Genomic DNA, 23,054 nt, shown 5'->3' with positions numbered 1-23,054 from the left:
AAGGAATCCTTGAAAGGATGTGAAAGGAATGCGCTTGCTTCTTTCCCTTTTTTTAATCGTCTCCCCGATATGGCCGCTCGGTAAAAACCCTTTACCGGGAGATCCGTTTGTAATTGTAAACAAACAGATCAATAGGATTGCCTATGTGCAGGGAGGAAAAATACAGAATCAGTACAAGGTTGCCACTGGAAAAACGGATGACTTAACGCCACAGGGGCTTTTTACAATAACTGTGAAAGCGAAAGAGCCTTATTACCGGAAGACGGACATACCAGGGGGAGATCCTGATAATCCGCTTGGAACCCGCTGGATGGGATTTGATGCAGAAGGAACAGACGGAAGAATTTACGGCATTCATGGTACAAGCACCCCTGACAGTATCGGGAAGTATATTTCCAATGGCTGTATCAGGATGCTTAATTCTGAAGCGGAGGCTCTTTTTGACAAGGTTCCTCAGGGAACAAAGGTGTTGATTGTAAAGAGCGGGGAGTCGTTTGAAGTGCTTGCGAAGGAGTATGGAGCGATGCAATAAATATCCCGCTGGTTTGGGAAGATTTGTTTGGTGGAGAAGCGTTCTATAGGACATGACCGCCAGAAACCCAGCTCCAAAGTGTCTTGAAAGCATCCTTCGAGGTCATGACCACGAGAAACCCGTCCCAAATTGTCTTGAGAGCCGATTTCAAGGACAGGAACACCAGAAAACCAGCCCAAAAATGTCTTAAAAACGAACCGCAACAATATTTGAATGCAGCGGAAATCTAGCCCGAAACGGCCTGGAAAGCAAACCAACCCATAAAAAAGTCCCCCCCATTTACAAGAATAACCCGTTCAGTACAGAGGGTGAAACCAATAAATTGAAAGGTAATTTGCGGTACAATTTGCATAGCATTTTGTATCGGTTTTTTTATCGGCATACCAATGGTTTTGAAGTTTTTTCGCTTATTGCTGCATACTGATTTGCAGGCCAATTTGCACTACCGCATAAATTTATGTGGTGTTGCAAACTGGTCTGCATTTTATGTTACAAATTTGTCCGCGGATTCGTTGTTGCCAGATACACTAGATGGGAAGAGAAAGGGGGAGTAACGAGTGATAGAAAAATAAGGGGAGATTTTACCGTTAGATGTAGAGTAGACGTGGTTTTTGCGGAAAATAAGGGAGTTTTTCCCTTTATACAAAGCAAAGCTGCCTATTTTCACGTTTTTTGAGTCAAATAAGAGGAATTTCTCCCTCTATTTAAGCTGTTTTCAATACGATTTGCTAATTAAGGGGAATATTTCCCTCTATAAACCTCAATTAGCAAAGAACCTGGGTTCATTGCTGAAGAATGCAAAAGTTTAACGGGAAACCGGCTGTTCAACCGATCTGGGGCTTAATTGAATAACGCATAATAGAAGTGAGGAGCTGCAAGGTCGTTGGCAGCTCCTCTTTTTTGTGCAATTTTCATTCATAATACACTTCAAAACAGCCTGCAAAAGTCTTTGTATTTTAACCTGCAAAACCACCAGCAAGTAGGCATTTTCTCTCTCTCATCCGAACGGGTTATTTACAAGAAAATGGGGGGGCTTTTTTACGTTTTTTATAAGAACATGGTTAGTCCCATCATGATAGTTGATGCAATCATCGCAAATAACATTAAATACACAACCGTTTTTTGAAGTTTTCTATTTCTCATTTTTTCAACTCCCGTAGAGAAAAATCATGTACCATCTTATTTTATCTCCCCTCGCCCAGGATGACAACCCCTCAGTGATGTGAAATCGCTTACGTAAATTTGGGTTTTTTGCAGGAAAAAGCATAATCTTGGCGAATATAGTACATGTTAAGCTTCTTTATAAAGGGGAGATATCTTTGAACAAAGTAGATCATATTGGGATAGCTGTAAAGTCTGTGGAGGAGGCACTGCCTTTTTACACCCAGACTCTCGGCCTGTCCCTTCTTCAAATTGAAGAGGTGGAATCTCAAAAGGTAAAGGTAGCATTTATAGATGGTGGAAACGTAAAGCTGGAATTATTGGAGCCGATGGATGAAGCAAGCCCGGTTGCATCGTTCATTGCCAAGAGAGGCGAAGGCATCCATCATGTTGCTTTTGGAGTAGATGGTATACAGGAAAGAATTGAAGAACTGAAAGCGAAAGGCATCAACATGATCAATGAACGGCCGAAGCCAGGGGCAGGGGGTGCACAAGTAGCATTCATGCATCCGAAATCGGCTCATGGCGTATTATATGAGCTTTGTGATAAGAATACCATCAAGGGGGAGTAAGCGTGGATATCTATGAAAAGATTAATGAACTATATGACCGCCGCAGAGAGGTAGAACTTGGCGGAGGAGATAAGAGGATTGAAAAGCAGCATGAAAAGGGGAAGCTGACAGCAAGGGAGCGAATTGACTTCCTGGTTGATGAAGGTTCGTTTGTTGAGCTTAACCCATTTATTGAACATCGAAGCACAGATTTTGGCCTTGATGGAATTAAAGGTCCCGGAGATGGAGTCGTTACAGGATACGGAAAAGTAAATGGAAGGCCCATTTACTTATTCTCGCAGGACTTCACCGTGTTTGGCGGCGCACTGGGAGAGATGCATGCAAAGAAAATAGCGAATGTCATGGATTTGGCTGTGAAAAATGGTGCTCCTTTTATCGGCCTAAATGACTCGGGCGGTGCCCGGATTCAAGAGGGAGTCGTGTCTCTGGATGGCTATGGCCACATCTTTTATCGGAACTCAATCTATTCAGGGGTGATTCCGCAGATTTCCGTTATCATGGGTCCGTGCGCAGGAGGAGCGGTATACTCGCCGGCTATCACTGATTTTGTTTTTATGGTGGATAAAACAAGTCAGATGTTCATTACCGGGCCCAAGGTCATTGAAACCGTAACGGGAGAAAAAATCAGTTCAGAGGACCTCGGCGGCGCGAAAGTACATAACACAATCAGCGGTAATGCTCATTTCAGGGGAGAAACCGAAGAAGAGGTTCTTCATTCGGTAAGAGATCTGCTGTCGTACCTTCCGCAGAACAATGAAGAAAAACCCCCACTGCTGAAAGCGGATGAGGAAGACGACTACCGTCCAGAATTGACAGATTTGATTCCTTTCGATGCAATCCGTCCATATGATGTTCGAAAGGTCATTGGACAGGTTGTGGATGAAGGCTCCTTTATGGAAGTTCAAAAAGAGTTCGCCAAGAACATTGTCGTCGGTCTTGCCCGTATCAAAGGCGAAGTGGTCGGCCTGGTGTGCAACCAGCCAAAAGTGATGGCGGGAGGTCTCGATATCGATTCTTCCGATAAAGCTTCACGATTTATCCGATTCTGCGACAGCTTCAACATTCCCCTTATTACATTTGAAGATGTCACAGGCTTTTTCCCTGGAATCAAGCAGGAGCACGGCGGTATCATCCGCCATGGCGCAAAGATTCTTTATGCCTATTCTGAAGCCACCGTTCCGAAGATGACGGTCATTCTCCGCAAAGCATACGGCGGTGCTTATGTTGCTTTGAACAGTAAATCAATTGGTGCAGACCTGGTTTATTCCTGGCCCAATGCTGAAATTGCTGTCATGGGGCCTCAGGGGGCAGCCAATATCATATTTGCGAGGGAAATCCAGAACAGTGATAACCCGGAAGAGGTCCGGGAGCAGAAAATTGAAGAATACCGAGAGAAATTTGCCAACCCTTATGTTGCGGCAGCGAGGGGAATGGTCGATGATGTCATCGATCCCCGTGAAACAAGAATCAAATTGATCCAAGGCCTTGAAATGATGAGAAACAAGAAAGAGGAACGCCCGAAGAAGAAGCATGGCAATATTCCACTTTAATAGCAGGATTGCAAACATTTGTAGACCTTCACTAGAAGCGATATACTATTCTAGTGACTACATAACTGGAGGTAAAAGTATGATTAATCATGAACGTTTACTGAATGAATTCCTGGAACTGGTACAGATTGATTCCGAAACGAAATATGAAGCGGAAATCGCGAAGGTTCTTACAAAAAGATTCGAAGACCTTGGAGTAGAGGTTTTTGAAGATGACACAATGGAACAGACTGGCCATGGGGCGGGTAACCTTGTTTGTACACTCCAAGGCACAAAAGAAGGCGCAGATACGATTTACTTCACATCCCATATGGATACAGTTGTTCCAGCAGTAGGCGTCAAACCTTCTGTAAAAGACGGGTACGTATATTCTGATGGCACGACAATCCTTGGTGCAGATGATAAAGCTGGCCTTGCAACTATGTTTGAAGCGGTCCGTGTCTTGAAAGAGCAAAATATCCCGCACGGCACAATTCAATTCATCATCACGGTTGGTGAGGAATCCGGACTTGTTGGTGCGAAGGCACTTGATTCATCATTAGTGAAAGCAAAATATGGCTTTGCATTGGATAGTGATGGTAAAGTCGGAAATATCATCGTCGCCGCGCCGACACAGGCCAAAGTAAGAGCGACCATCAATGGGAAGACAGCTCATGCTGGAGTGGCCCCTGAAAAAGGTGCTTCTGCTATCACAATGGCTTCCAAAGCAATTTCAAGAATGCCTCTTGGCAGAATTGATGAAGAAACAACAGCAAACATCGGGCGTTTCGAAGGCGGCGGTGCAACAAACATCGTTTGCGACAGAGTGGACATCCTTGCTGAAGCACGTTCATTGATTCCGGAAAAAATGGAAGCACAGGTAGCTAAAATGAAGGATGCATTTGAATCTGCTGCCTCTGAAATGGGCGGCACTGCAGAAGTCGAAGTGATTGTTATGTATCCTGGCTTCAAATTTGGTGAAGGCGATCATGTCGTTGAAGTTGCACGTAAAGCAGCTCAAAAGATTGGACGTCCCAGCGAATTGCTGACAAGCGGCGGAGGAAGCGATGCGAATGTCATTGCCGGATTCGGCGTGCCGACAGTCAACCTTGCAGTAGGGTACGAAGAAATTCATACGAAAAATGAAAGAATGTCTGTTGAAGAGCTTTCCAAGCTTGCTGAAATGGTGATTGCCATCGTTGAAGAGGTTGCAGGCGAGTAATTTATCTTATGGCAGGTTCCGTGTGTAAAAGCGGGACCTGTTTTTTTATTTATTGAATATCAGCTCTTAACGTCAACAAATGTAAATTTATCAATTGGTGCCGATAAATATGATGAGAGGATATGCACGACTTTTTAGAAGATACAAAATGCACATTATATGGTACATTAGTCTTATTCCTAAACTACATATATTTGACATTGAAGGAGCGTTAACATGGATATCAATAATAAAGCTGTCATTTTTCATGCGGGCAAGGAGGAGTATGCAATTCCTGTCGGTCATGTGATATCAATCGAAAAACCTGAAAACATCACCGCCATTCCTCAACTGCCTGATTATGTATTGGGCCTTACAAAAGTGAGGGGAGAGCTGGTTCCAGTCATTGATTTTTCCACTATCCTCTATGGACAGCAGGAATCTGCAGCTGCTGGGAAACTGATTGTTTTAAAATCAGAAGTCCTCTCGCTTGGAATTGTCGTTCATGAAGCGAAAGAAATATTGGACATTCCTGAAGGAGCCTTAACTCAAGTGGGATTGATGGCGTATTCCAGGACAAAGTACTTCTCTGGCGTCATTAATCTTGAAAACAGGCTCATCACTATGATAGATCCTGACATTTTAGTAGGAAGCCTCGAAGGAATCAGAGAAATCCAGGATTATATGAAAGCCCATCAATAAGAAAATAAGCTGCAGGGTGTACAGAGTCATTGCTCATTGACCAATAGATCATACAGCGTTCGAGGACGAAAATGCATTTTATTTCGTCCTTTATTTTATTGGCGATGGCCCCCAATCCGTATACTGCTGATTGGGGCTTTTGCTTTTTATCAACCCAGCTCCAAGCCCCAGCGGCCAGCGCCTAGCAGATTTCGGTCTCCCTCCTTGCGATAAGTCATCATCGAATCGCTGTCGCTCTTCGTGATTCCTATATCTCATGCGAGAGCCCTCCAATCTGTACGGCGCTGAACGGCCGCTTCCGCTTTTTATCAATCCAGCTCCAGCGCCTAGCCCCTCGGGGTCATAAGCCCATCCGCCGAGAAGGCAAAGTGCCGACTTCCCGCCGGCTTGTCTTATGCCTGTCGGGGCTGATCAAGGCGCTTGCGCTTTTTAGTCAATCCAGCCCCAACGGCCAGCGCCTAGCAGATTTCGGTCTCTCTCCTTGCGATTAGTCATCATCGAATCGCTGTCGCTCTTCGTGATTCCTATATCTCATGCGAGAGCCCTCCAATCTGTACGGTGCTGAACGGCCGCTTCCGCTTTTTAGTGCTCTGGCTTATTATGTAGTACACTAGTAGAGAGGGAAGGGGATATGAGCTCCTTCAACGAGTATACGGAAAAAGGGCTGGTGTACATGCATCCTCATTATCCTAAAAATGGAAGAGTTATTCTTCATGTTGATATGAACAGCTTTTACGCATCGGTGGAAGCGGCATACAATCCTGAACTGAAAGGCAAACCGCTTGCTATTGCGGGGAATCCTGATGAAAGACGCGGAATTATTGTAACCTGCAGCTACGAAGCAAGGAGTTTCGGTGTCAAAACGACAATGCCTTTATGGGAAGCGAAAAAGCTTTGTCCCCAGCTCATTATCATGAGGCCGAACTTTGACCGGTACCGTGCTGCTTCCCAAGGGATGTTTGATATTCTCAGGCAGTACTCCCAGCTGGTTGAGCCGGTCTCCATCGATGAAGGATACGTGGATATTACAGAGAGCTATTCGCTGGGCAGTCCGTTGTTTATTGCTGAATCCATCCAAAATCAAATTCTTTCCCAGATCGACCTGCCATCAAGCATCGGTGTCGCCCCCAATAAATTTTTGGCCAAGACGGCATCTGATATGAAAAAGCCCATGGGCATAACCGTGTTGCGGAAAAGAGATTTACCGGGAAGATTATGGCCGCTGGATGTAAAAGAAATGCACGGAATCGGGGAAAAGACAGCTCAAAAGTTATATTCAATGGAAATCCCGACAATAGGCAATCTTGCAAAGGCTAATGAAATCATCCTTAAATCCCAACTGGGTATCAACGGACTGAGGCTGAAAGCCCGGGCAAATGGCCAGGATGACAGGCCGGTTGATCCTGATTCGGTATATGATTTTAAAAGCGTAGGAAACTCTACCACCCTTCCACGGGACACGGCCAATCAAAAAGAGCTGCTGAACACATTGAACCAGCTTTCTGCCAAAGTGGCTGCAAGGATGAAAACCAAAGATACCCTTGCCTCCACCGTGATGCTTACCATGAGGTTCAAGGACCGGAAGACCATAACCAGGAGCAAGAAATTAAGGAATCCTGTAGGAGCACAGGAAGAGGTTTTTGCTGCCGCCAAAGCCTTGTTCCTCGAACATTGGAACGGAAATTCGATCAGGCTCCTGGGAGTGACAGGCCAGGACCTTGTGGAACGGAATGGTGCGGCCCTCCAGCTCGATATCTTTTCATTTGAAGAACATGCCAAGAAGGAACCGCTGTACCAGACGATTGAAAAGCTGCAGGACAAGTTTGGGAAGAAAGTGATTCAAAAAGGATTCTCTATAAAAAAGGTGAAGCGCGATCCTCACAATGACACGAGTTTTAACAAGGATTTTTTGCGGGATGATAAATAGAAGATTTATTTCTTGAGTATTTTACTCTGCACAATGTCAAACTAATGACGAGGTGTATTGTTTGCACTGCAATAGAAATCTTTGTTAAATTGATAAGGATTGTTTACTTAACTAAACTAAATACAAAATGAAAGGACGTATGAACATGTCGAAACAACAAATCGGTGTGATCGGCCTTGCAGTAATGGGTAAAAACCTGGCATGGAATATCGAGAGCAGAGGATATTCAGTGTCTGTTTATAATCGTTCACGTGAAAAAACGGAAGAAATGCTTCATGAGTCAAAAGGAAAAAATGTAGTTGGTACATATAGTATTGAAGAATTTGTTCAATCTCTTGAAACTCCGCGTAAAATCTTGCTGATGGTGAAAGCGGGCGGCCCTACGGACGCAACAATTGAACAGCTGAAACCCCATCTTGATAAAGGGGATATCCTGATCGACGGAGGCAATACATTCTTCGAAGATACACGCAGAAGAAATCATGAACTCAGCGAATCAGGTATCCATTTCATCGGTACGGGTGTTTCCGGCGGGGAAGAGGGTGCCCTTACAGGACCATCCATCATGCCTGGCGGACAGAAGGAAGCATATGAACTTGTGGCGCCAATCTTTAAAGATATCGCTGCAAAAGTAAATGGAGACGCTTGTACAACCTATATCGGTCCCGACGGTGCTGGCCACTATGTGAAAATGGTGCATAATGGGATTGAATATGGTGATATGCAGCTGATTTCAGAGTCTTACTTCCTGTTGAAACATGTATTGGGATTCAGTGCAGAAGAACTGCACGAAACGTTTGCTGAGTGGAATAAAGGGGAGCTGGACAGCTACCTGATTGAAATCACGGCTGATATCTTCACCAAGAAAGATGAAGAAACAGGGAAGCCGATGGTGGATGTGATCCTCGATAAAGCAGGACAAAAAGGAACAGGAAAATGGACAAGCCAAAGCGCGCTTGACCTTGGCGTATCTCTTCCTATCATCACGGAATCAGTGTTTGCCCGCTTCATCTCAAGCATAAAGGATGAGAGAGTGAAAGCCAGCAAAGTTCTTTCAGGTCCTGAAGCAAAACCATTTGAAGGCGACAAGAAAGCATTGGTTGAATCCATCCGAAAAGCGCTGTACATGAGCAAAATCTGTTCTTATGCACAAGGGTTTGCCCAGATGCGTTCTGCTTCAGAAGAGTATGGCTGGGATTTGAAATATGGAGAAATTGCGATGATTTTCCGCGGCGGCTGCATCATCCGTGCTCAATTCCTTCAAAAGATCAAAGAGGCATACGACAGAGACTCAAACCTGTCCAATCTGCTTCTTGATGAGTACTTCAAGGAGATTGTTGAAAGCTATCAATATGCCCTTCGCGATGTCATTTCTACTGCAGTGCAAAATGGTATACCGGTACCAGGCTTCTCTGCGGCTCTTTCTTATTATGACAGCTACCGTACGGAAACACTTCCTGCAAACCTTATCCAGGCGCAGCGTGATTACTTCGGTGCCCATACGTATGAACGAACGGATAGAGAGGGGATTTTCCACACTGAGTGGATGTCCAAATAAGTATTAAAAAGAAACGTCCCGTTAAATGGGACGTTTCTTTGTTTGTAATAAAGTCAGGGGGCAAATACTCCTATCAGACTTTATGGATTATAAGTCTATATCTTTCTTATTAGTTTATAAAATTAAGCATACACAATACCCAGAAAGTCTCCCGCGATCTCTTCAGACAAAATGTCCTGCCAATATCGCCAGGACAGCGTATATTATTCATCTTCATCTTTATAAGTCATAAGCATCATCCGGTATGATGTTGTTCCTTCGGTTTCCCTCTTCCTGTCATAGCCTTCCATTACCTTTTCAATTTCTTTATGTAAGTGATGCAACTCTTCTTCTGTTAAGTTCAGGGAGTATTCCGTAAACATCGCGCTTGATTCTGCAGGGGATGGCTCTGCTATTAAATCATTCTTCAATTGGTTGAATCCCTTATTAAATTTGTACATCAATGTGGAAAGAAGGAAGTCCTGGTGCTGTCTCGCAAATTCACCTTCAAAGCTGAAGCTTATGTCATTTTCAAGCAAATGCTTGGAAGTATAATATTTTTCAATGATATTCCCCACAAGTTTTTCTTCCTCAACCATGACAAGTCCAAGCTTTAACAGCTTTTGGATAGGGTAGTAGAGGCGGGACTGCTTTTCTTCCAGTTCTGAGGCAATCTCTTTTACGGTTTTGCTGCGGTGCTTGACACTCCGAATGATCCTCTCCATTTTTGGGTCAAATATGGCTTTTGCGACTTCAAGATTATCTATATTCGCTATATTCAAATGAGTTCACCTCGTCTTCTTTATTCACACATCCATTATAACATTTCATCGTTAAAAAAAATTTGAGCGTAAAAAGAAATTATTTACAAAATTATTTTTATCATTTAAAATTATTTTAACGATAAAAATAATTTATGAAGAGGTGATTCGGTGTTTCAACTACTCAGAAATAGTTCTTACAGGCGTTTATGGTCCGCGCAAGTGGTATCGGAATTTGGGGATGGTCTTTCGCATTTATTAATCATCTATCTTGCTTCAAGATTGACAGATAACCCGATGGTCTTTGCTTACATTTTGATTGCCCGCCATTTACCGGGCATATTGTTTGGGACGTTTGTTGGACCGCTGATCGATCGATATTCTAAAAAATGGGTAATGGTTGGCGCGGACATCTACCGGTTTTTGATTGTACTGATGATGATCGCCGGCCAATCGTCCATCTCTGTTCTGCTTATCCTTATCTTCCTGCAGGGTATAGGCTCTGTATTTTTTGAGCCGGCTAAATCTGCTGTTATTCCCACTATTATAAAAAAGGATGATATCCCTTCCGCCGTCAGTCTTTCTCAGTCAACGTATATGACGATGATGATCATTGCTCCTTCCATTGGAGGCTTTCTGCTGCTTGTTGAATCTATTTCTCTGATGTTCATTATCGATGCGGCAACCTTTTTCATTTCCGGGTTGATTCTGTTTGCGATGAAGCTTCACGAAAAGGGGAAAGATCAGTTGAAGAATAAGGGAGAGTCTTACTTATTATCCTTGAAGCAGGGCTTAAAGGCAGTTTCAAGTGATAGATTCATCACCGGAATTTTTTTTCTTCTTATGTCTGGAGCTTTTGTGATGAGTATTATAAGTGCCAATGCATACGCCATTATCCTGAATGTCTTTAAAGTTAGCCAGGTTCACTTTGGGCTGTTGGAATCCATTGACGGTATTTTTGGTATAGCCGGTGCGCTGGCTGTTCCATTCTTCATGAAAAAGATGAAAAATAAAACGCTCATAATGATCTCATTTGGATTTTCAGGGATTTTAGCAGCTGTAATCATTCCAGTTTACGATTTACATAAAACGGTCCCGCTGGTTTCTCTTTATATATGGATGAGTTTGCTGGGTGTTTCCAACCCCTTCATCAATGTTCCCTTGAACAGTATGCTGATGCAAGGGGTCCCTGATGGGGCACTTGGGAGAATAACAGGAATCCTTACTGCCGGCTTCAATGCCAGTTTGCTTGGAGGGCTGTTCCTGGGAGGAGCACTGGCTTCATTTCTTGGACCATTATGGGCTGTTACAGCAGGAGGTCTTTGCCTTGCAGCTGTCAGCCTCATCTTTCCACTGACAAAGTATTATGGCTGCCTTTCAGCTGCTCCAGTTTCTCAGAAGGCAGTGGAAAGAACAGGGTGATGGCGATGGTTCATCGATCCTTAAAGGATTTCCTTTCTCTTTGTGGAACTAGATAACTATAAGCTGAATGACGAGAGGAGAACAGATGAATGAAAAAAGCAGAATCCCATGTTGTTAAAGGAGTAACAGGGCTGGGGGAAATGAAATTAGTCGGTTTCCGGGTGGTCTGCGAAGATACAGATGGCTATAGCAGGGAAATTCCTAAAACCTTCCTTTCATTGGAAGAGCACAGAGAGGGGATTAAGCATTTGGTTGATCCAGTTAAACTTATAGGTGCCTTTAAAGTGACAGATTCCCCGCAGGAAGACGATGGGTATTGGGTTTGCTTTGAAGTGAAGGAAATAGAGGAAGTTCCCGAGGGTATGGTGAGCCTGGTAATCCCTGCTCAAGAATACGGTGTTCTTCATTTCGAGGGTCATGCTTCTCAAATCTTTGGTATATATTCTCATTTGCATCAATGGCTGGATGAAAGGGGGTACCAGAGGCAAATGGAAGGCTGGAATCTGGAGATCTACAGAAGGTGGTCCGTAGCGGACAATCAGGTGGATGTATATAATCCAGTTACTTCTTCATAGCCGGCTGCCTCGGTTGGCCATAAAAAAGACTCGTCAGCTGACGAGTCTTTCGTTTTATTCAATTTATTCATCCATCAGGATGATGCGTGCTGGTGGTGATGCATCGGTCCCTTGGATTTTCAACGGTGCAGCCACCATGAAGTATAGGTGCCTTCTTCAATGTCTTCAACTGATGGCCTTCCTGGGCTCTTTCTATACCGGGGGAGTCAATGCCTGTTCCGGCAATTTTCTTCTCCTTCAAATATTCCGCAGCATCTTCTGCTGCATAAATGAAGTCAAAGTTGAACTCTGTGTCCCAGGAGTTCCTGGTTTTGAACAGAAGAAAAATCATTTTCCTGGATATCATGGTTTTCGATATCCTTCTTTGAAATTTTTTCTTCCACTGAGGTCAGCAGATCCAACACTTTTACTGAACGGACAACAAGTTGCAGGATATCAATCGTTTCAATGGTGTCGCCGTCATTGATCATGTGCAGAGGAGATCGATATGGGTTCATGTATGAACATCCATGGAGATTCTCAACTCAATAACATGCCGTTAGTGTTCGTATCGATTTCCGGCTTGTTCTTATAAACCGGGATCCCCTTATAGTGTGGTGAAGTAATTGTAGAACTTCACATTCACCCCTATTAGCATTCATCCACTTCGAGTGCAGAGAATGGCCACCAGAAGAATCCGTCTTGTGCCAGAAGCTTGTCTGCTGCCAATGGACCCATTGATCCGGCTTGATAATTAGGGAATTCTTCTTCTGTTGTGTTTTCCCAAACGTTTGAAATTGTATCCGTAAATGCCCAGGAAAGTTTCACTTCATCCCAGTGAGTGAAGTTTGTGGCATCTCCGCGCATGCAGTCATGCAGAAGTTTTTCATAGGCTTCCGGCGTATTCATACCGTCGACGCCGTTATTGACGAAGTTAAGTTTCACAGGTGTGGTTTCAATGTTCTCTCCTGTCTTTTTGGCATTCAAGTGCAGGGTAATGCCTTCTTCCGGCTGGATATGGATGACGAGAAGATTTGGTGATAATTGTTTGTCCGTGTTGTAATAAAGGTTCATTGGGATATCCTTGAACTGAATCACGATTTTGGTAGATTTTGCTTCCATTCGTTTTCCTGTACGGATATAGAATGGCGTCCCGGCCCAGCGGAAATTATCAATCATCAATTTTCCGGCAACAAAGGTCTCTGTATTTGATTCTGTATCGACATTGCTGCCTTCACGGTAACCTGGTACCTCTGTGCCGTGAATTGAACCAGAATCGTACTGCCCGCGTACAAAGTAATTTTTCACTTCTGCATCTTTAAGCGGCCGAAGGGCTCTCAGCACCTTGACCTTTTCACTTCTGATCTCATCCGTCGTCAGTTTAATAGGAGGTTCCATTGCCAAAAGTGCGACCATCTGCATCATATGGTTTTGTACCATATCCCTTAATGCACCGCTCTTCTCATAGTAGCGGCCCCGTTCTTCTACACCAAGCTCTTCACTCGAAGTGATTTGGATATTGGAAATGTAGCGGTTGTTCCATAAAGGTTCGAACAAGGCGTTGGCAAACCGGATGACCTCAATGTTTTGAACCATCTCTTTTCCGAGATAGTGGTCAATACGATAGATTTCTTTTTCTGAAAAAGAGGCGCGTATTTGATTATTGAGAACCTCTGCAGACTCAAGGTCATGGCCGAACGGCTTTTCAATGACAAGGCGTTTGAAGCCTTTAGTATCTGTCAATCCATCCTGTTTCAAATGATCAGTGATCGTGCCGAAGAATTCAGGTGCCATGGCAAGATAGAAAATCCGGTTGCCTTCTAGCTGATATTGTTCATCCAATTGAGCTGCCAGCTGATTTAATTCTATGTATGAATCACTGTCAGAAACATCATTGGATTTATAATAGAAATGAGAAACGAATTCTTCAATGTTCTCATCTTTCCCAATGGATGTAAGGACAGAATCCTTGACGTGTGCCTGGAATTCTTCATTTGACAGCTCACGGCGGGCAACGCCGATGACAGCAAAATTTTTAGCGAATTTTCCTTTTCTGAAGAGGTGATATAGAGAAGGAAAAAGCTTTCTTTTGGCCAAATCTCCAGTTGCACCGAAAATCATTAGTAAAGTAGATGGTGTATCATTATGTTTCACTGCTAAGACCTCACTTTTTTCCTATTATGATAGCTGTTTCGTATGTTTGATGACTGCCAGTCAGACCGAAGATACCAATCATAACAAATCAGCAATAGTATAATTTTTGCTGTATCCTTTTTTTGAAAGGCTGTTTTCGCATATATTGTTGCTTTCGGAAAAATCCCAAGTGCCGGATTTTTCCCCTGTATTCATAGGGTTTTACTCTCGAAAAAGAACGTGCAGCTCTTTTCTTTCCTGCTCACCGCGGTTTTAACGACGATTTACCAGGATATTAGTTGAAATTTATATTGAATAGCAACAAAGTTTACGAAAAGAGCCTTTTGAAAAGAACTCCATACAAGTACTTAATTTTAAAGACTTACTATCTATTTAGCAAATCATATGCTGTCAGGTTTGGGACAGAGCCTATTATATAGTACACAATAATTCGCTTTAGTGACATACTAATTCGAAAAATAAGGCATCCTGAATGACCAGCCTATGTCTTCATTAGCTTGTCTCCAATCCGTATTCTTATTACAGAATGGCGGGCATTTTTTAAAACGGTGTTCAGTCCTTATATATCAGCAGGACATTCGATTTATGCTATGATGAAATGAGAAAATCAGGAGAGGAGTGAAGGTGATGGACCTGCTCTTTCTGGGCACAGGTGCAGGCGTTCCTGCCAAATTAAGAAATGTTACTTCAATTGCTTTAAAGCTTTTGGAAGAAAGGAATGCTGTCTGGCTGTTTGATTGCGGAGAAGCGACCCAGCATCAAATTTTACATACATCATTGAAACCGAGAAAGATTGAAAAGATCTTTATCACTCATCTTCATGGGGATCATATTTTCGGCCTGCCGGGATTTTTGGGCAGCCGGTCTTTTCAGGGAGGCGAAGCGGAATTGACGGTTTATGGTCCTCCTGGGATAAAGGAGTTTATCGACGTCTCTTTAGCCATCAGCGGAACCCATCTGAGATATCCTTTACATATTGAAGAAATCGACGAGGGAATCATTTTTGAAGATGACCAGTTTTCAGTGGAAGCCCGGAGACTTGACCATGCCCTCCTTTGCTTCGGGTATAGGGTAGTGGAAAAAAATAAGCCGGGTGTTCTACAGGCTGAGCAGCTGAAAGACTTAGGGATTAAACCGGGACCCATTTTTAAGAAGTTGAAAAAAGGGGAAACAGTGGAATTGGACGACGGAAGAGTGGTCAATGGAATCGATTTTCTGGGACCGCCTATTAAAGGAAGGGTCGTCACCATTCTTGGTGATACAAGGCCCTCCCCTGCAGCCGTTAAGCTTGCTAAAAATGCGGATGTTCTCATCCATGAAGCCACCTTCGCGAAGGACCAGGAACAGATGGCTTATGATTATTTCCACTCTACAACAAAGCAGGCTGCTGAAACAGCAGCGGCTGCCAGCGCCAGTAAATTGCTTTTGACCCATATCAGTTCAAGATTTACTGAAACCGAGTGGCCTGAGCTGGAGCAGGAAGCCAGGGAGAATTTCTCTGAGAGCTATATTGCGAGCGATTTCTTTGAGTTTTCTGTAACGAAATAATCGATTTAGTACGCTTCCGGGTGCCAGCTCAGTACTGCCACCGCTGATGTAGAAAGGAGAGGACGAATCAGATGAAGAACTTGTATATCATACGCCATGCAAAGGCTGAAGGCCAGCCTCCTGAGGCGGAATTGACGGACCTTGGAGAAGTACAAGCAGAATCATTGGTGAAGTTTTTTGAAGGCCAAAAGGTTGATGCAGTGTACAGCAGTCCGTTCTTAAGGGCAATAAAGACCATTGAACCCCTTGCCGATAAAAGAGGGCTTCCCATCGTTCAAGATGAACGCCTGGGTGAGAGAATTCTGAGCGGTACCCCACTCGATGATTGGATGAACCATCTCGAAATAAGCTTTGAAAATTTTGACTATGTTCTTGCTGGAGGAGAATCAAATCGTGAAGCTTTTGAAAGGGCTTCTTCATTTATTAAGGATATCTTGAATACTGATTATGAAAACATCATCGCAGTCAGCCATGGAAACCTGGCGACTCTGCTTCTCAGATTTTTCGCTGACCGCTTTGGCTTTAAAGAATTAATGGAGTTAACGAATCCAGATGTGTATCATATTGATCTCGAGAACGATTCACCTTCTATAAGGCGGATTTGGAAAGAAGAATAAACAAAAAGTCCAGACTATTGCTGAAGTCTGGACTTTTTGTTTTTTGCGGTGCTGAGCGCGCCCTTTTGTTTATTTAATTTACCAAGCCCTGTCATATTGTTTCGGGGATTGGATTTCCATTCCGAGTTCTTTGGCCGCTGTCCTTGGCCAGTAAGGGTCACGCAAGAGTTCCCTTGCCAGCAAAATGAGGTCTGCACGTTCATTTTGGAGGATTTCTTCTGCTTGAATACCGGTGGTGATCAAGCCAACTGCACCGGTTGGGATTTCTGCTTTGTTTTTGATGGTTTCAGCCAACTTTACCTGGTATCCCGGGTAAACATCGATTCTTGCAGGGACGACTGCTCCCGAGCTTACATCAATCAAGTCGACTCCCTGTTCTTTCATCCATGAGGCAAAGACAGCATAATCTTCCGCATCCAACCCGCCGTCTGCATAATCCTTTGCTGAAACACGGACAAAAAGAGGGCCGTTCCACACAGTATTGACGGCATCAATGACCTCCCTGAGGAAACGGTATCGATTCTCGGCAGAGCCGCCATATTCATCGCTGCGTTTATTGGAAAGAGGGGAAAGGAACTCGTTGATTAAGTATCCATGTGCCCCGTGGATTTCAATAACGTCATAACCAGCTTTCTTGGCCCTTTCTGCTCCTTGTTTGAAGGCTTCCACAGTTTCCTGTATATCTTTTTGGCTCATTTCTTGAGGAGTTTTCATTTTCTCATTGAATGGAATTGCTGACGGGGCAATGATGTCTCCCTCGAGCACAGCCTTTCTGCCTGCATGAGCCAATTGTATCCCTACATGTGCTCCTTGTTCTTTCATGAGGGAGACAAGTTCTTTCAGTCCCTCGACATGTTCATCGCTCCAGATGCCTAGATCCTGGGGGGAAATACGTCCCTGAGGCGTGACGGCAGTGGCTTCCTGGATGATAAGCCCTGCACCGCCGACTGCTCTGCTTGTATAGTGGGTTTTATGCCAGTTCTCGACTTTTCCATCCTCGTTATGGGAAGAGTACATGCACATTGGCGCCATCACAATTCTGTTTTTCAAGGTAATATCTTTGATTTTATATGGTTCAAATAATTTGGCTGACATTGTATCCGCTCCTTTTTACTATTTCGCCTTCCTAAATACACGCTTATTATATCAGCAGGGAATTTTCTGAAAAAGAATTTTGCCTTACTCATCGATTTTGCTGCGAAGGTCTTTTAAGGAATATTTGGTGCCTCTCCAAATGACACCTCCGCGTACAAATGTAAGGACAACGGCCCTGATGATGCTGAAAATGAAGATCAGGGCCGTTATAGGCAGCACGAAAAATAAAGTTGGATGGAAGTCTGTCATTTTTTTAATCACCAGCATATAGCTAAAACAAATCAGGGCAATCACCGTTAAACTCAGCAACCGTACAGCAGGGTCCGCGGCCGGGAGGGTCAAAAAGGGAAAGACCTGAGAAAAGAATACTCCTGCGACTGCCAGGATCACCATTGAGTAACGGTAGTACAGACCTGCAAAGGTGTTTTTCTCCAAGCCCTGTAAGGCCGATTGCAAGGTCGGATACCATTCCACGCTGAGAAGGCTGATGGCGGTTACCATTCTCTGAGTTAATTGATGTTCCTTTATCTTAGCTCCAAGCTGGAGGTCATCATCCGGCCTGTTTCGTAAACTTTCATGCGTTCCAATGGTTTCATAGGCCTTGCGTGTGATCAGGTTGAATGCACCGATTCCCATTCCGATAGAGGAGCTTGGATCATTCGCCTTCCATGGCCTCTTGTAATAGGTGAACCCAAACAGGAAAAAGGCGATGAATGTCTTCAGCCAAAAACCTTTGGCAGTCAAAGAAGGCGCTGCCGTCAAATGATCCGCTGCTTTTGTCTCCAGCATCCTAACTGCTTTTGAGGCCGAGTCCGGATGAAAATGCACATCGGCATCGGTAAATAGAAGCAGATTCCCTTCAGAGAGAAGATATCCCTGATAAAGCGCATGGTTTTTTCCAAGCCATCCTTTCGGGAGTTCTGTCAAATGCAGTGTTTTAATTCTGTGATCCATTTGGGCAACCCGTTCCACTTCTTCACCGGTACTATCCGTCGAGCGGTCATTCACGATGATCCATTCGATGTTTTTATAATTCAGCTGAAGCTGTGTCTGAATGCTCGTTCCGATGGTATGTGCTTCGTTGCGGGCAGGAATAATAATGGAAATGAGAGGGCCGTCATGAACTGCATCCGCTTTCTCCAATGAATCAATTCTTCGCAGTCCCCAGTATATATTTGAGCTTAAAATGAGCCATCCTATACTATTTACGATCAGTAATGTGACAAGCATTGATCACTTCTCCCATGCATTAATTGCGATTACCCTCTATTGTAGCAATTCATGATCCGATATGCAGTGTTTTGTCATTATCCTCACTGCATTACGGGGAAAATCGGGTTTTCCATGACAATAGTTAAGAAAAGGAGTAAAATAAAGGAATGAATGATCATTCATTTTCAAATACATATAAAGTGGTGAATGGATATGAATGCCAATTGGGCTGGAGATATAGCGAAAATTATACTGCCGACTCCCTTTGCAGTCGGGGATGTCAATGTCTACCTCGTGAAAGGAGAGGCGCTGAGCCTCATCGACGTCGGCCCGCAAACCAAAGAAGCAAAGGAAATCCTGGATAGGAACCTTATGGAACTGGGATATTCGATTGGGGATATTGAACAGGTGATACTGACTCACCATCATCCGGACCATGCGGGAATGCTGGATTGGATGCCTGATCACATTGACATCATCGGGCACCCCGCCAATGAAAGATGGCTGGTGAGGCGGGATGATTTTTTTGAAGAGCATGACCGGTTTTATGTAAAATTATTTTTGCAGGCCGGACTGCCTCAGGAGTACTTACCATTTATCAAAAAAATCAGGTCTCCCCTGAAGTTTATGGGAAACAGGGGATTGACCTCTGTGCTCAAAGAGGGGAATCCTATTCCCGGGATGGGGGAATGGACTGTCCTGGATACACCGGGCCATGCCCAAAGCCATATCTCTTTTTGGCGTGAAAAGGATGGAATGATGATTGCCGGGGACCATCTGTTGGCACACATTTCCCCAAATCCGCTGATTGAACCTCCAGAAAAAGAGGGGGAGGAGAGACCGAAGCCTCAGCTTCAATATAATCGTTCTCTCAAGGAACTCTTGCAAATGGACATCAGCATCGCCTATACAGGTCATGGAGAAGAAATAACGGAGGTTCATCCTCTTATACGGAAGCGGCTGAAAAAACAGCATGAACGGGCCATGCATGTAAAAGAATTAGTAAAAAATGATCCTCAGACTCTCTTTTCTGTTTGCCAAAAGTTGTTCCCAACTGTGTACCAAAAAGAATTGGGGCTGACTCTGTCCGAAACACAGGCTCAAATTGATTATTTGGAAGCAAGACAGGAGATCTTCCGGGAAGAGCGGGACGGCGTCTTGTTCTATTATTGTTAAAAAGAAGGTGAAACGGTGAATCAGCGTTTAAAGAATAAAAATATTGTCATCACAGGAGCATCCGGGGGAATAGGAGAAAAGATTGCGCTCAAAGCAGCAGAACGGGGAGCAAATATCGTGCTGCTTGCCCGCAATGGCGAACGTCTTAAAGAGATTCAGCTGAAAGTCCAGGAAAAATATAAGGTGAAAGCCTTCGTCCACAGTGTGGATGTATCGGATTTTGAATCCCTTCCGTCGATTTTTCAGTCGATTTATAGAGAGGTTGAGAATGTCGATATCCTTGTCAATAATGCCGGTTATGGAATTTTTGATGAGGCCGACCAGGCAAGCTTTGAGGACATCAAAGGAATGTTTGAGGTCAATGTCCTCGGACTGATCGCCTGTACGAAACACGTACTGCCGATCATGAAAAAAAGAAACTCGGGACACATCATTAACATTGCATCCCAGGCAGGCAAGCTTGCCACTCCAAAATCGAGTGCATATTCTGCCTCCAAGCATGCTGTTCTCGGCTTTACGAACAGCCTGCGGATGGAGGCCGCCTCTTCCAGCATCTATGTAACGGCGGTCAACCCGGGCCCTATAGCCACCAATTTCTTCAATGTGGCAGACCGCTCCGGCACCTATGCTAAAAATGTGGAACGCTTCATGCTGGATCCCGATGCAGTCGCTGAAAAAATTGTGGACAAGATGCTGACCAATACGCGCGAAATTAATCTGCCCCGCTGGATGAATGCCGGCAGCGTCCTGTATACCCTTTTTCCGGGAATTGTGGAGCGTCTCGGAAAAAATGCTTTCTTTAAGAAATAAATTTTACGGCCAGCCTTGGAGAATCCGGGGCTGGTTTTGTTTGTTTTTTGGTCGTGGATGTTTGTTTATTCGGATGGTTTTTGGAAATGCGTGTTCCATAATGGGGTGATTAGGCGGAAACGTCCGGTTCTTGAGAGTGAGTTATTGTATAACGGGGGTGATTAGCGTGTGAACGTCCGGTTATAGAAGGAGATCCGGTTTAAAACGGGGTGATTAGGCGGGAAACACCCGGTTATAGAAGGAGATCCGGTTTAAAACAGGGTGATTAGCGAGAAACACCCGGTTCTAGAGAGTGAGTTATTGTATAACGGGGTGATTAGCGTGTGAACGTCCGGTTATAGAGAGAGAGTTGTTGTTTAGCGGGGTGATTAGCGCGGGTTATAGAAGGAGATCCGGTTTAAAACGGGGTGATTAGGCGAGAAACACCCGGTTATAGAAAGTGATCCGGTTTAAAACGGGGTGATTAGCGAGGAAACACCCGGTTATAGAAGGAGGTCCGGTTTAAAACGGGGTGATTAGGCGGGAAACACCCGGTTATAGAAGGAGATCCAGTTTAGAACGGGGTGATTAGGCGAGAAACACCGGTTATAGAAAGTGATCCGGTTTAAAACGGGGTGATTAGGCGGGAAACACCCGGTTATAGAAGGAGATCCGGTTTAAAACGGGGTGATTAGGCGGGAAACACCCGGTTATAGAAGGAGATCCAGTTTAGAACGGGGTGATTAGGCGAGAAACACCGGGTTATAGAAGGAGATCCAGTTTAGAATGGGGTGATTAGGCGGGAAACACCGGGTTATAGAAGGAGATCCGGTTTAAAACGGGGTGATTAGGCGGGAAACCCCCGGTTATAGAAGGAGATCCAGTTTAGAACGGGGTGATTAGGCGAGAAACACCGGGTTATAGAAGGAGATCCAGTTTAGAATGGGGTGATTAGCGAGGAAACCCCGGTTATAGAAGGAGATCCGCTTACATAATAGCCGCGCACCTGCAGGGGCACACCGCCATCCTTGCGATCACCCGATCAAAAACCCATATAACACATTCTGCCAAAGCCTTCATTTCACTATTTTCCTCCTTTAACCTCAATTGTCCATTATGTGCTGATTCTCCTTTTTTGACCATAATCTCAAAATTTTTCTCTTTGTACCAACAAATAATATTTGAAAACGAACGTATATTCGTATACAATTTTAGATAAAATAGAACGAATGTTCCCTAAGAGAAAGGAGCGGAAATAATGACTGTCGAATACGGTGAGCTTCCCGACCAGAAGATTTTATGCATCGATATGAAGAGTTTTTATGCAAGCTGCTCGGCTGTCATGCGAGGACTTGATCCATTGGAATGTTACCTGGCTGTGGCAGGGAAACTGGATCGTCCGGGCAGCGTCATTTTGGCTGCTTCCCCAAAAGTGAAAAAGGAATTCGGCATCAAAACCGGTTCCCGCCTGTTTGAAGTGCCAAAGGACCCCAAAATCCTGGTGGTTGAACCCGCCATGGCCACCTACATCCGCATTTCCACTGAAATTACCCGTTTATTTCATCGGTATGTTCCCAAAGAAGCCATCCATACCTACAGTGTCGATGAAAGCTTTTTGAAGATAGATGGAACATCCAGCCTTTGGGGTGATGCCCATACTATCGCATGGAAAATCAAACAGGACATCGAAAGGGAATTCCAGCTCCCCTGCGCCATCGGAATCGGTCCGAATATGCTCATGTCAAAACTCTGCCTGGATCTGGAGGCAAAAAAGCATGGGGTTGCAGAATGGACTTACAAAGATGTCCCGGAAAAGTTATGGACGGTGTCTCCGCTGAGCGAAATGTGGGGGATCGGCAAGCGGCTTGAAAGGACCTTGAACCGGATGGGGATTTTCAATGTCGGCCAGCTTGCCAGATACGACCTGGAGAAATTAGAAAGCAAATTCGGGATCATGGGCAATCAGCTTTACTATCACGCCTGGGGGGTCGACCTTTCCGAAATCGGGGCACCGATCATGGAAGGGCAGGTCAGCTTTGGAAAAAGCCAGATCCTCCTTCGCGACTACAAAGAGGAAGAGGAAATCAAAAGTGTGATTCTTGAAATGTGTGAAGAAGTAGCCCGGCGGACACGGAATCACCGGCAGGCAGGACGGACGATCAGCTTTGGCGTCGGTTACAGCCAGGAGGAATTTGGAGGAGGCTTCCACCGGTCAAGGTCCATTGAGGAGCCTACGAACATCACCATGGACTTGTATAAAGTCTGCCTCGATCTTTTTAAAGAAAACTATAATGGCAAAACCGTCCGCAGCATTTCCATCAGCCTGGGAAACCTCTTCCCGGATGAAAGTATGCAGATCAGCTTATTTGAGCCGGACCGCTGGAAGAAGAGGGAGCTGGGCTATGTCGTTGACCAGATTCGCCATAAATACGGTTCAGGTTCCTTGCTTCGCGCGATTTCCTATACTGCTGCCGGAACTGCCAAGCATCGTGCGACCTTATTGGGAGGGCATAAGGCATAAGAGGCGGCAGGCCGGGCTGGGAAGATTAAATCCACTAAGAAAAA

The 23,054-nt window shown here is 44.5% G+C and carries 20 protein-coding genes and 1 pseudogene; 14 read left to right on the top strand and 7 right to left on the bottom strand.

Features of this window, described 5'->3' with window-relative positions:
• Positions 1-28 precede the first annotated feature (28 nt).
• A complete protein-coding gene (locus AC4E8A_RS15990; RefSeq protein WP_490194329.1) occupies positions 29-532 on the top strand; it encodes a L,D-transpeptidase in 504 nt (167 codons plus the stop codon).
• Positions 533-1,579: 1,047 nt separating this feature from the next.
• On the opposite strand, the gene prli42 is transcribed toward AC4E8A_RS15990, so the two are convergent.
• A complete protein-coding gene (prli42, locus tag AC4E8A_RS15985; protein WP_490194327.1) occupies positions 1,580-1,675 on the bottom strand; it encodes a stressosome-associated protein Prli42 in 96 nt (31 codons plus the stop codon).
• Between the two features lie 176 nt (positions 1,676-1,851).
• Here prli42 and mce point away from each other — a divergent pair, with 176 nt between their 5' ends.
• From mce to AC4E8A_RS15965, 4 genes are all read left to right on the top strand, one after another.
• Entirely contained in the window at positions 1,852-2,265 is a 414-nt protein-coding gene (mce, locus tag AC4E8A_RS15980; protein ID WP_490194325.1) for a methylmalonyl-CoA epimerase, read from the top strand.
• Positions 2,266-2,267: 2 nt separating this feature from the next.
• Positions 2,268-3,815 carry an acyl-CoA carboxylase subunit beta gene (locus AC4E8A_RS15975; RefSeq protein ID WP_490194323.1) on the top strand — a complete coding sequence of 516 codons (1,548 nt, stop codon included), beginning with the start codon at positions 2,268-2,270 and terminating at the stop codon, positions 3,813-3,815.
• 79 nt (positions 3,816-3,894) lie between these two features.
• The gene (locus AC4E8A_RS15970; RefSeq protein ID WP_490194322.1) at positions 3,895-5,016 is read left to right on the top strand and encodes a tripeptidase T; all 1,122 of its coding nucleotides are present in this window, start codon (positions 3,895-3,897) and stop codon (positions 5,014-5,016) included.
• A gap of 216 nt (positions 5,017-5,232) precedes the next feature.
• Positions 5,233-5,697 carry a chemotaxis protein CheW gene (locus AC4E8A_RS15965; protein WP_490194320.1) on the top strand — a complete coding sequence of 155 codons (465 nt, stop codon included), beginning with the start codon at positions 5,233-5,235 and terminating at the stop codon, positions 5,695-5,697.
• A 90-nt stretch (positions 5,698-5,787) separates the two neighbouring features.
• On the opposite strand, the gene AC4E8A_RS15960 is transcribed toward AC4E8A_RS15965, so the two are convergent.
• A complete protein-coding gene (locus AC4E8A_RS15960) occupies positions 5,788-5,955 on the bottom strand; it encodes a hypothetical protein (protein ID WP_490194318.1) in 168 nt (55 codons plus the stop codon).
• A 415-nt stretch (positions 5,956-6,370) separates the two neighbouring features.
• Between AC4E8A_RS15960 and AC4E8A_RS15955 the strand changes: the two genes are divergently transcribed.
• Both AC4E8A_RS15955 and gndA read left to right on the top strand, forming a co-directional pair.
• Positions 6,371-7,624 carry a DNA polymerase IV gene (locus AC4E8A_RS15955; RefSeq protein WP_490198895.1) on the top strand — a complete coding sequence of 418 codons (1,254 nt, stop codon included), beginning with the start codon at positions 6,371-6,373 and terminating at the stop codon, positions 7,622-7,624.
• 145 nt (positions 7,625-7,769) lie between these two features.
• On the top strand, positions 7,770-9,182 hold the full coding sequence (gene gndA, locus AC4E8A_RS15950; protein WP_490194316.1) for an NADP-dependent phosphogluconate dehydrogenase: 1,413 nt from the start codon (positions 7,770-7,772) through the stop codon (positions 9,180-9,182).
• A gap of 203 nt (positions 9,183-9,385) precedes the next feature.
• On the opposite strand, the gene AC4E8A_RS15945 is transcribed toward gndA, so the two are convergent.
• Positions 9,386-9,943 (bottom strand): ArsR family transcriptional regulator, encoded by a 558-nt coding sequence (locus tag AC4E8A_RS15945; RefSeq protein WP_490194314.1) that lies wholly within the window; start codon positions 9,941-9,943, stop codon positions 9,386-9,388.
• Positions 9,944-10,093: 150 nt separating this feature from the next.
• On the opposite strand from AC4E8A_RS15945, the gene AC4E8A_RS15940 reads away from it, so the two are divergent.
• Together AC4E8A_RS15940 and AC4E8A_RS15935 are read left to right on the top strand one after the other, a co-directional pair.
• On the top strand, positions 10,094-11,344 hold the full coding sequence (locus AC4E8A_RS15940; RefSeq protein ID WP_490194312.1) for an MFS transporter: 1,251 nt from the start codon (positions 10,094-10,096) through the stop codon (positions 11,342-11,344).
• 89 nt (positions 11,345-11,433) lie between these two features.
• The gene (locus tag AC4E8A_RS15935) at positions 11,434-11,919 is read left to right on the top strand and encodes a GyrI-like domain-containing protein (RefSeq protein WP_490194310.1); all 486 of its coding nucleotides are present in this window, start codon (positions 11,434-11,436) and stop codon (positions 11,917-11,919) included.
• Positions 11,920-11,982: 63 nt separating this feature from the next.
• Here AC4E8A_RS15935 and AC4E8A_RS15930 read toward each other — a convergent pair.
• Together AC4E8A_RS15930 and zwf are read right to left on the bottom strand one after the other, a co-directional pair.
• Positions 11,983-12,525: pseudogene (locus tag AC4E8A_RS15930) on the bottom strand (cyclase family protein).
• Positions 12,526-12,549: 24 nt separating this feature from the next.
• Positions 12,550-14,019: a glucose-6-phosphate dehydrogenase gene (gene zwf, locus AC4E8A_RS15925; RefSeq protein ID WP_490198893.1), complete on the bottom strand. Its 1,470-nt coding sequence runs from the start codon at positions 14,017-14,019 to the stop codon at positions 12,550-12,552.
• A gap of 660 nt (positions 14,020-14,679) precedes the next feature.
• On the opposite strand from zwf, the gene rnz reads away from it, so the two are divergent.
• Together rnz and AC4E8A_RS15915 are read left to right on the top strand one after the other, a co-directional pair.
• Entirely contained in the window at positions 14,680-15,600 is a 921-nt protein-coding gene (rnz, locus tag AC4E8A_RS15920) for a ribonuclease Z (protein ID WP_490194308.1), read from the top strand.
• A gap of 71 nt (positions 15,601-15,671) precedes the next feature.
• The gene (locus tag AC4E8A_RS15915) at positions 15,672-16,217 is read left to right on the top strand and encodes a histidine phosphatase family protein (protein ID WP_490194306.1); all 546 of its coding nucleotides are present in this window, start codon (positions 15,672-15,674) and stop codon (positions 16,215-16,217) included.
• Positions 16,218-16,295: 78 nt separating this feature from the next.
• Here the strand turns inward: AC4E8A_RS15915 and namA are convergent, their stop codons facing one another.
• Complete coding sequence (namA, locus tag AC4E8A_RS15910; protein WP_490194304.1) at positions 16,296-17,312, bottom strand: NADPH dehydrogenase NamA; 1,017 nt, start codon at positions 17,310-17,312, stop codon at positions 16,296-16,298.
• Between the two features lie 84 nt (positions 17,313-17,396).
• Positions 17,397-18,542 (bottom strand): glycosyltransferase, encoded by a 1,146-nt coding sequence (locus AC4E8A_RS15905; RefSeq protein ID WP_490194302.1) that lies wholly within the window; start codon positions 18,540-18,542, stop codon positions 17,397-17,399.
• 195 nt (positions 18,543-18,737) lie between these two features.
• Between AC4E8A_RS15905 and AC4E8A_RS15900 the strand changes: the two genes are divergently transcribed.
• The 3 genes from AC4E8A_RS15900 to AC4E8A_RS15890 all read left to right on the top strand — a co-directional run bounded on the left by AC4E8A_RS15900 (position 18,738) and on the right by AC4E8A_RS15890 (position 23,010).
• The gene (locus AC4E8A_RS15900) at positions 18,738-19,700 is read left to right on the top strand and encodes an MBL fold metallo-hydrolase (RefSeq protein WP_490194300.1); all 963 of its coding nucleotides are present in this window, start codon (positions 18,738-18,740) and stop codon (positions 19,698-19,700) included.
• 15 nt (positions 19,701-19,715) lie between these two features.
• The gene (locus tag AC4E8A_RS15895) at positions 19,716-20,510 is read left to right on the top strand and encodes an SDR family NAD(P)-dependent oxidoreductase (RefSeq protein ID WP_490194298.1); all 795 of its coding nucleotides are present in this window, start codon (positions 19,716-19,718) and stop codon (positions 20,508-20,510) included.
• 1,237 nt (positions 20,511-21,747) lie between these two features.
• Positions 21,748-23,010, top strand: coding sequence for a Y-family DNA polymerase (locus tag AC4E8A_RS15890; protein WP_490194296.1), 1,263 nt, complete (start codon positions 21,748-21,750; stop codon positions 23,008-23,010).
• The last annotated feature ends 44 nt before the right edge of the window (positions 23,011-23,054 follow it).

It is taken from the genome of Bacillus sp. SRL337, from assembly GCF_984799155.1.
This window is presented reverse-complemented; position numbering and strand designations above follow the sequence as displayed.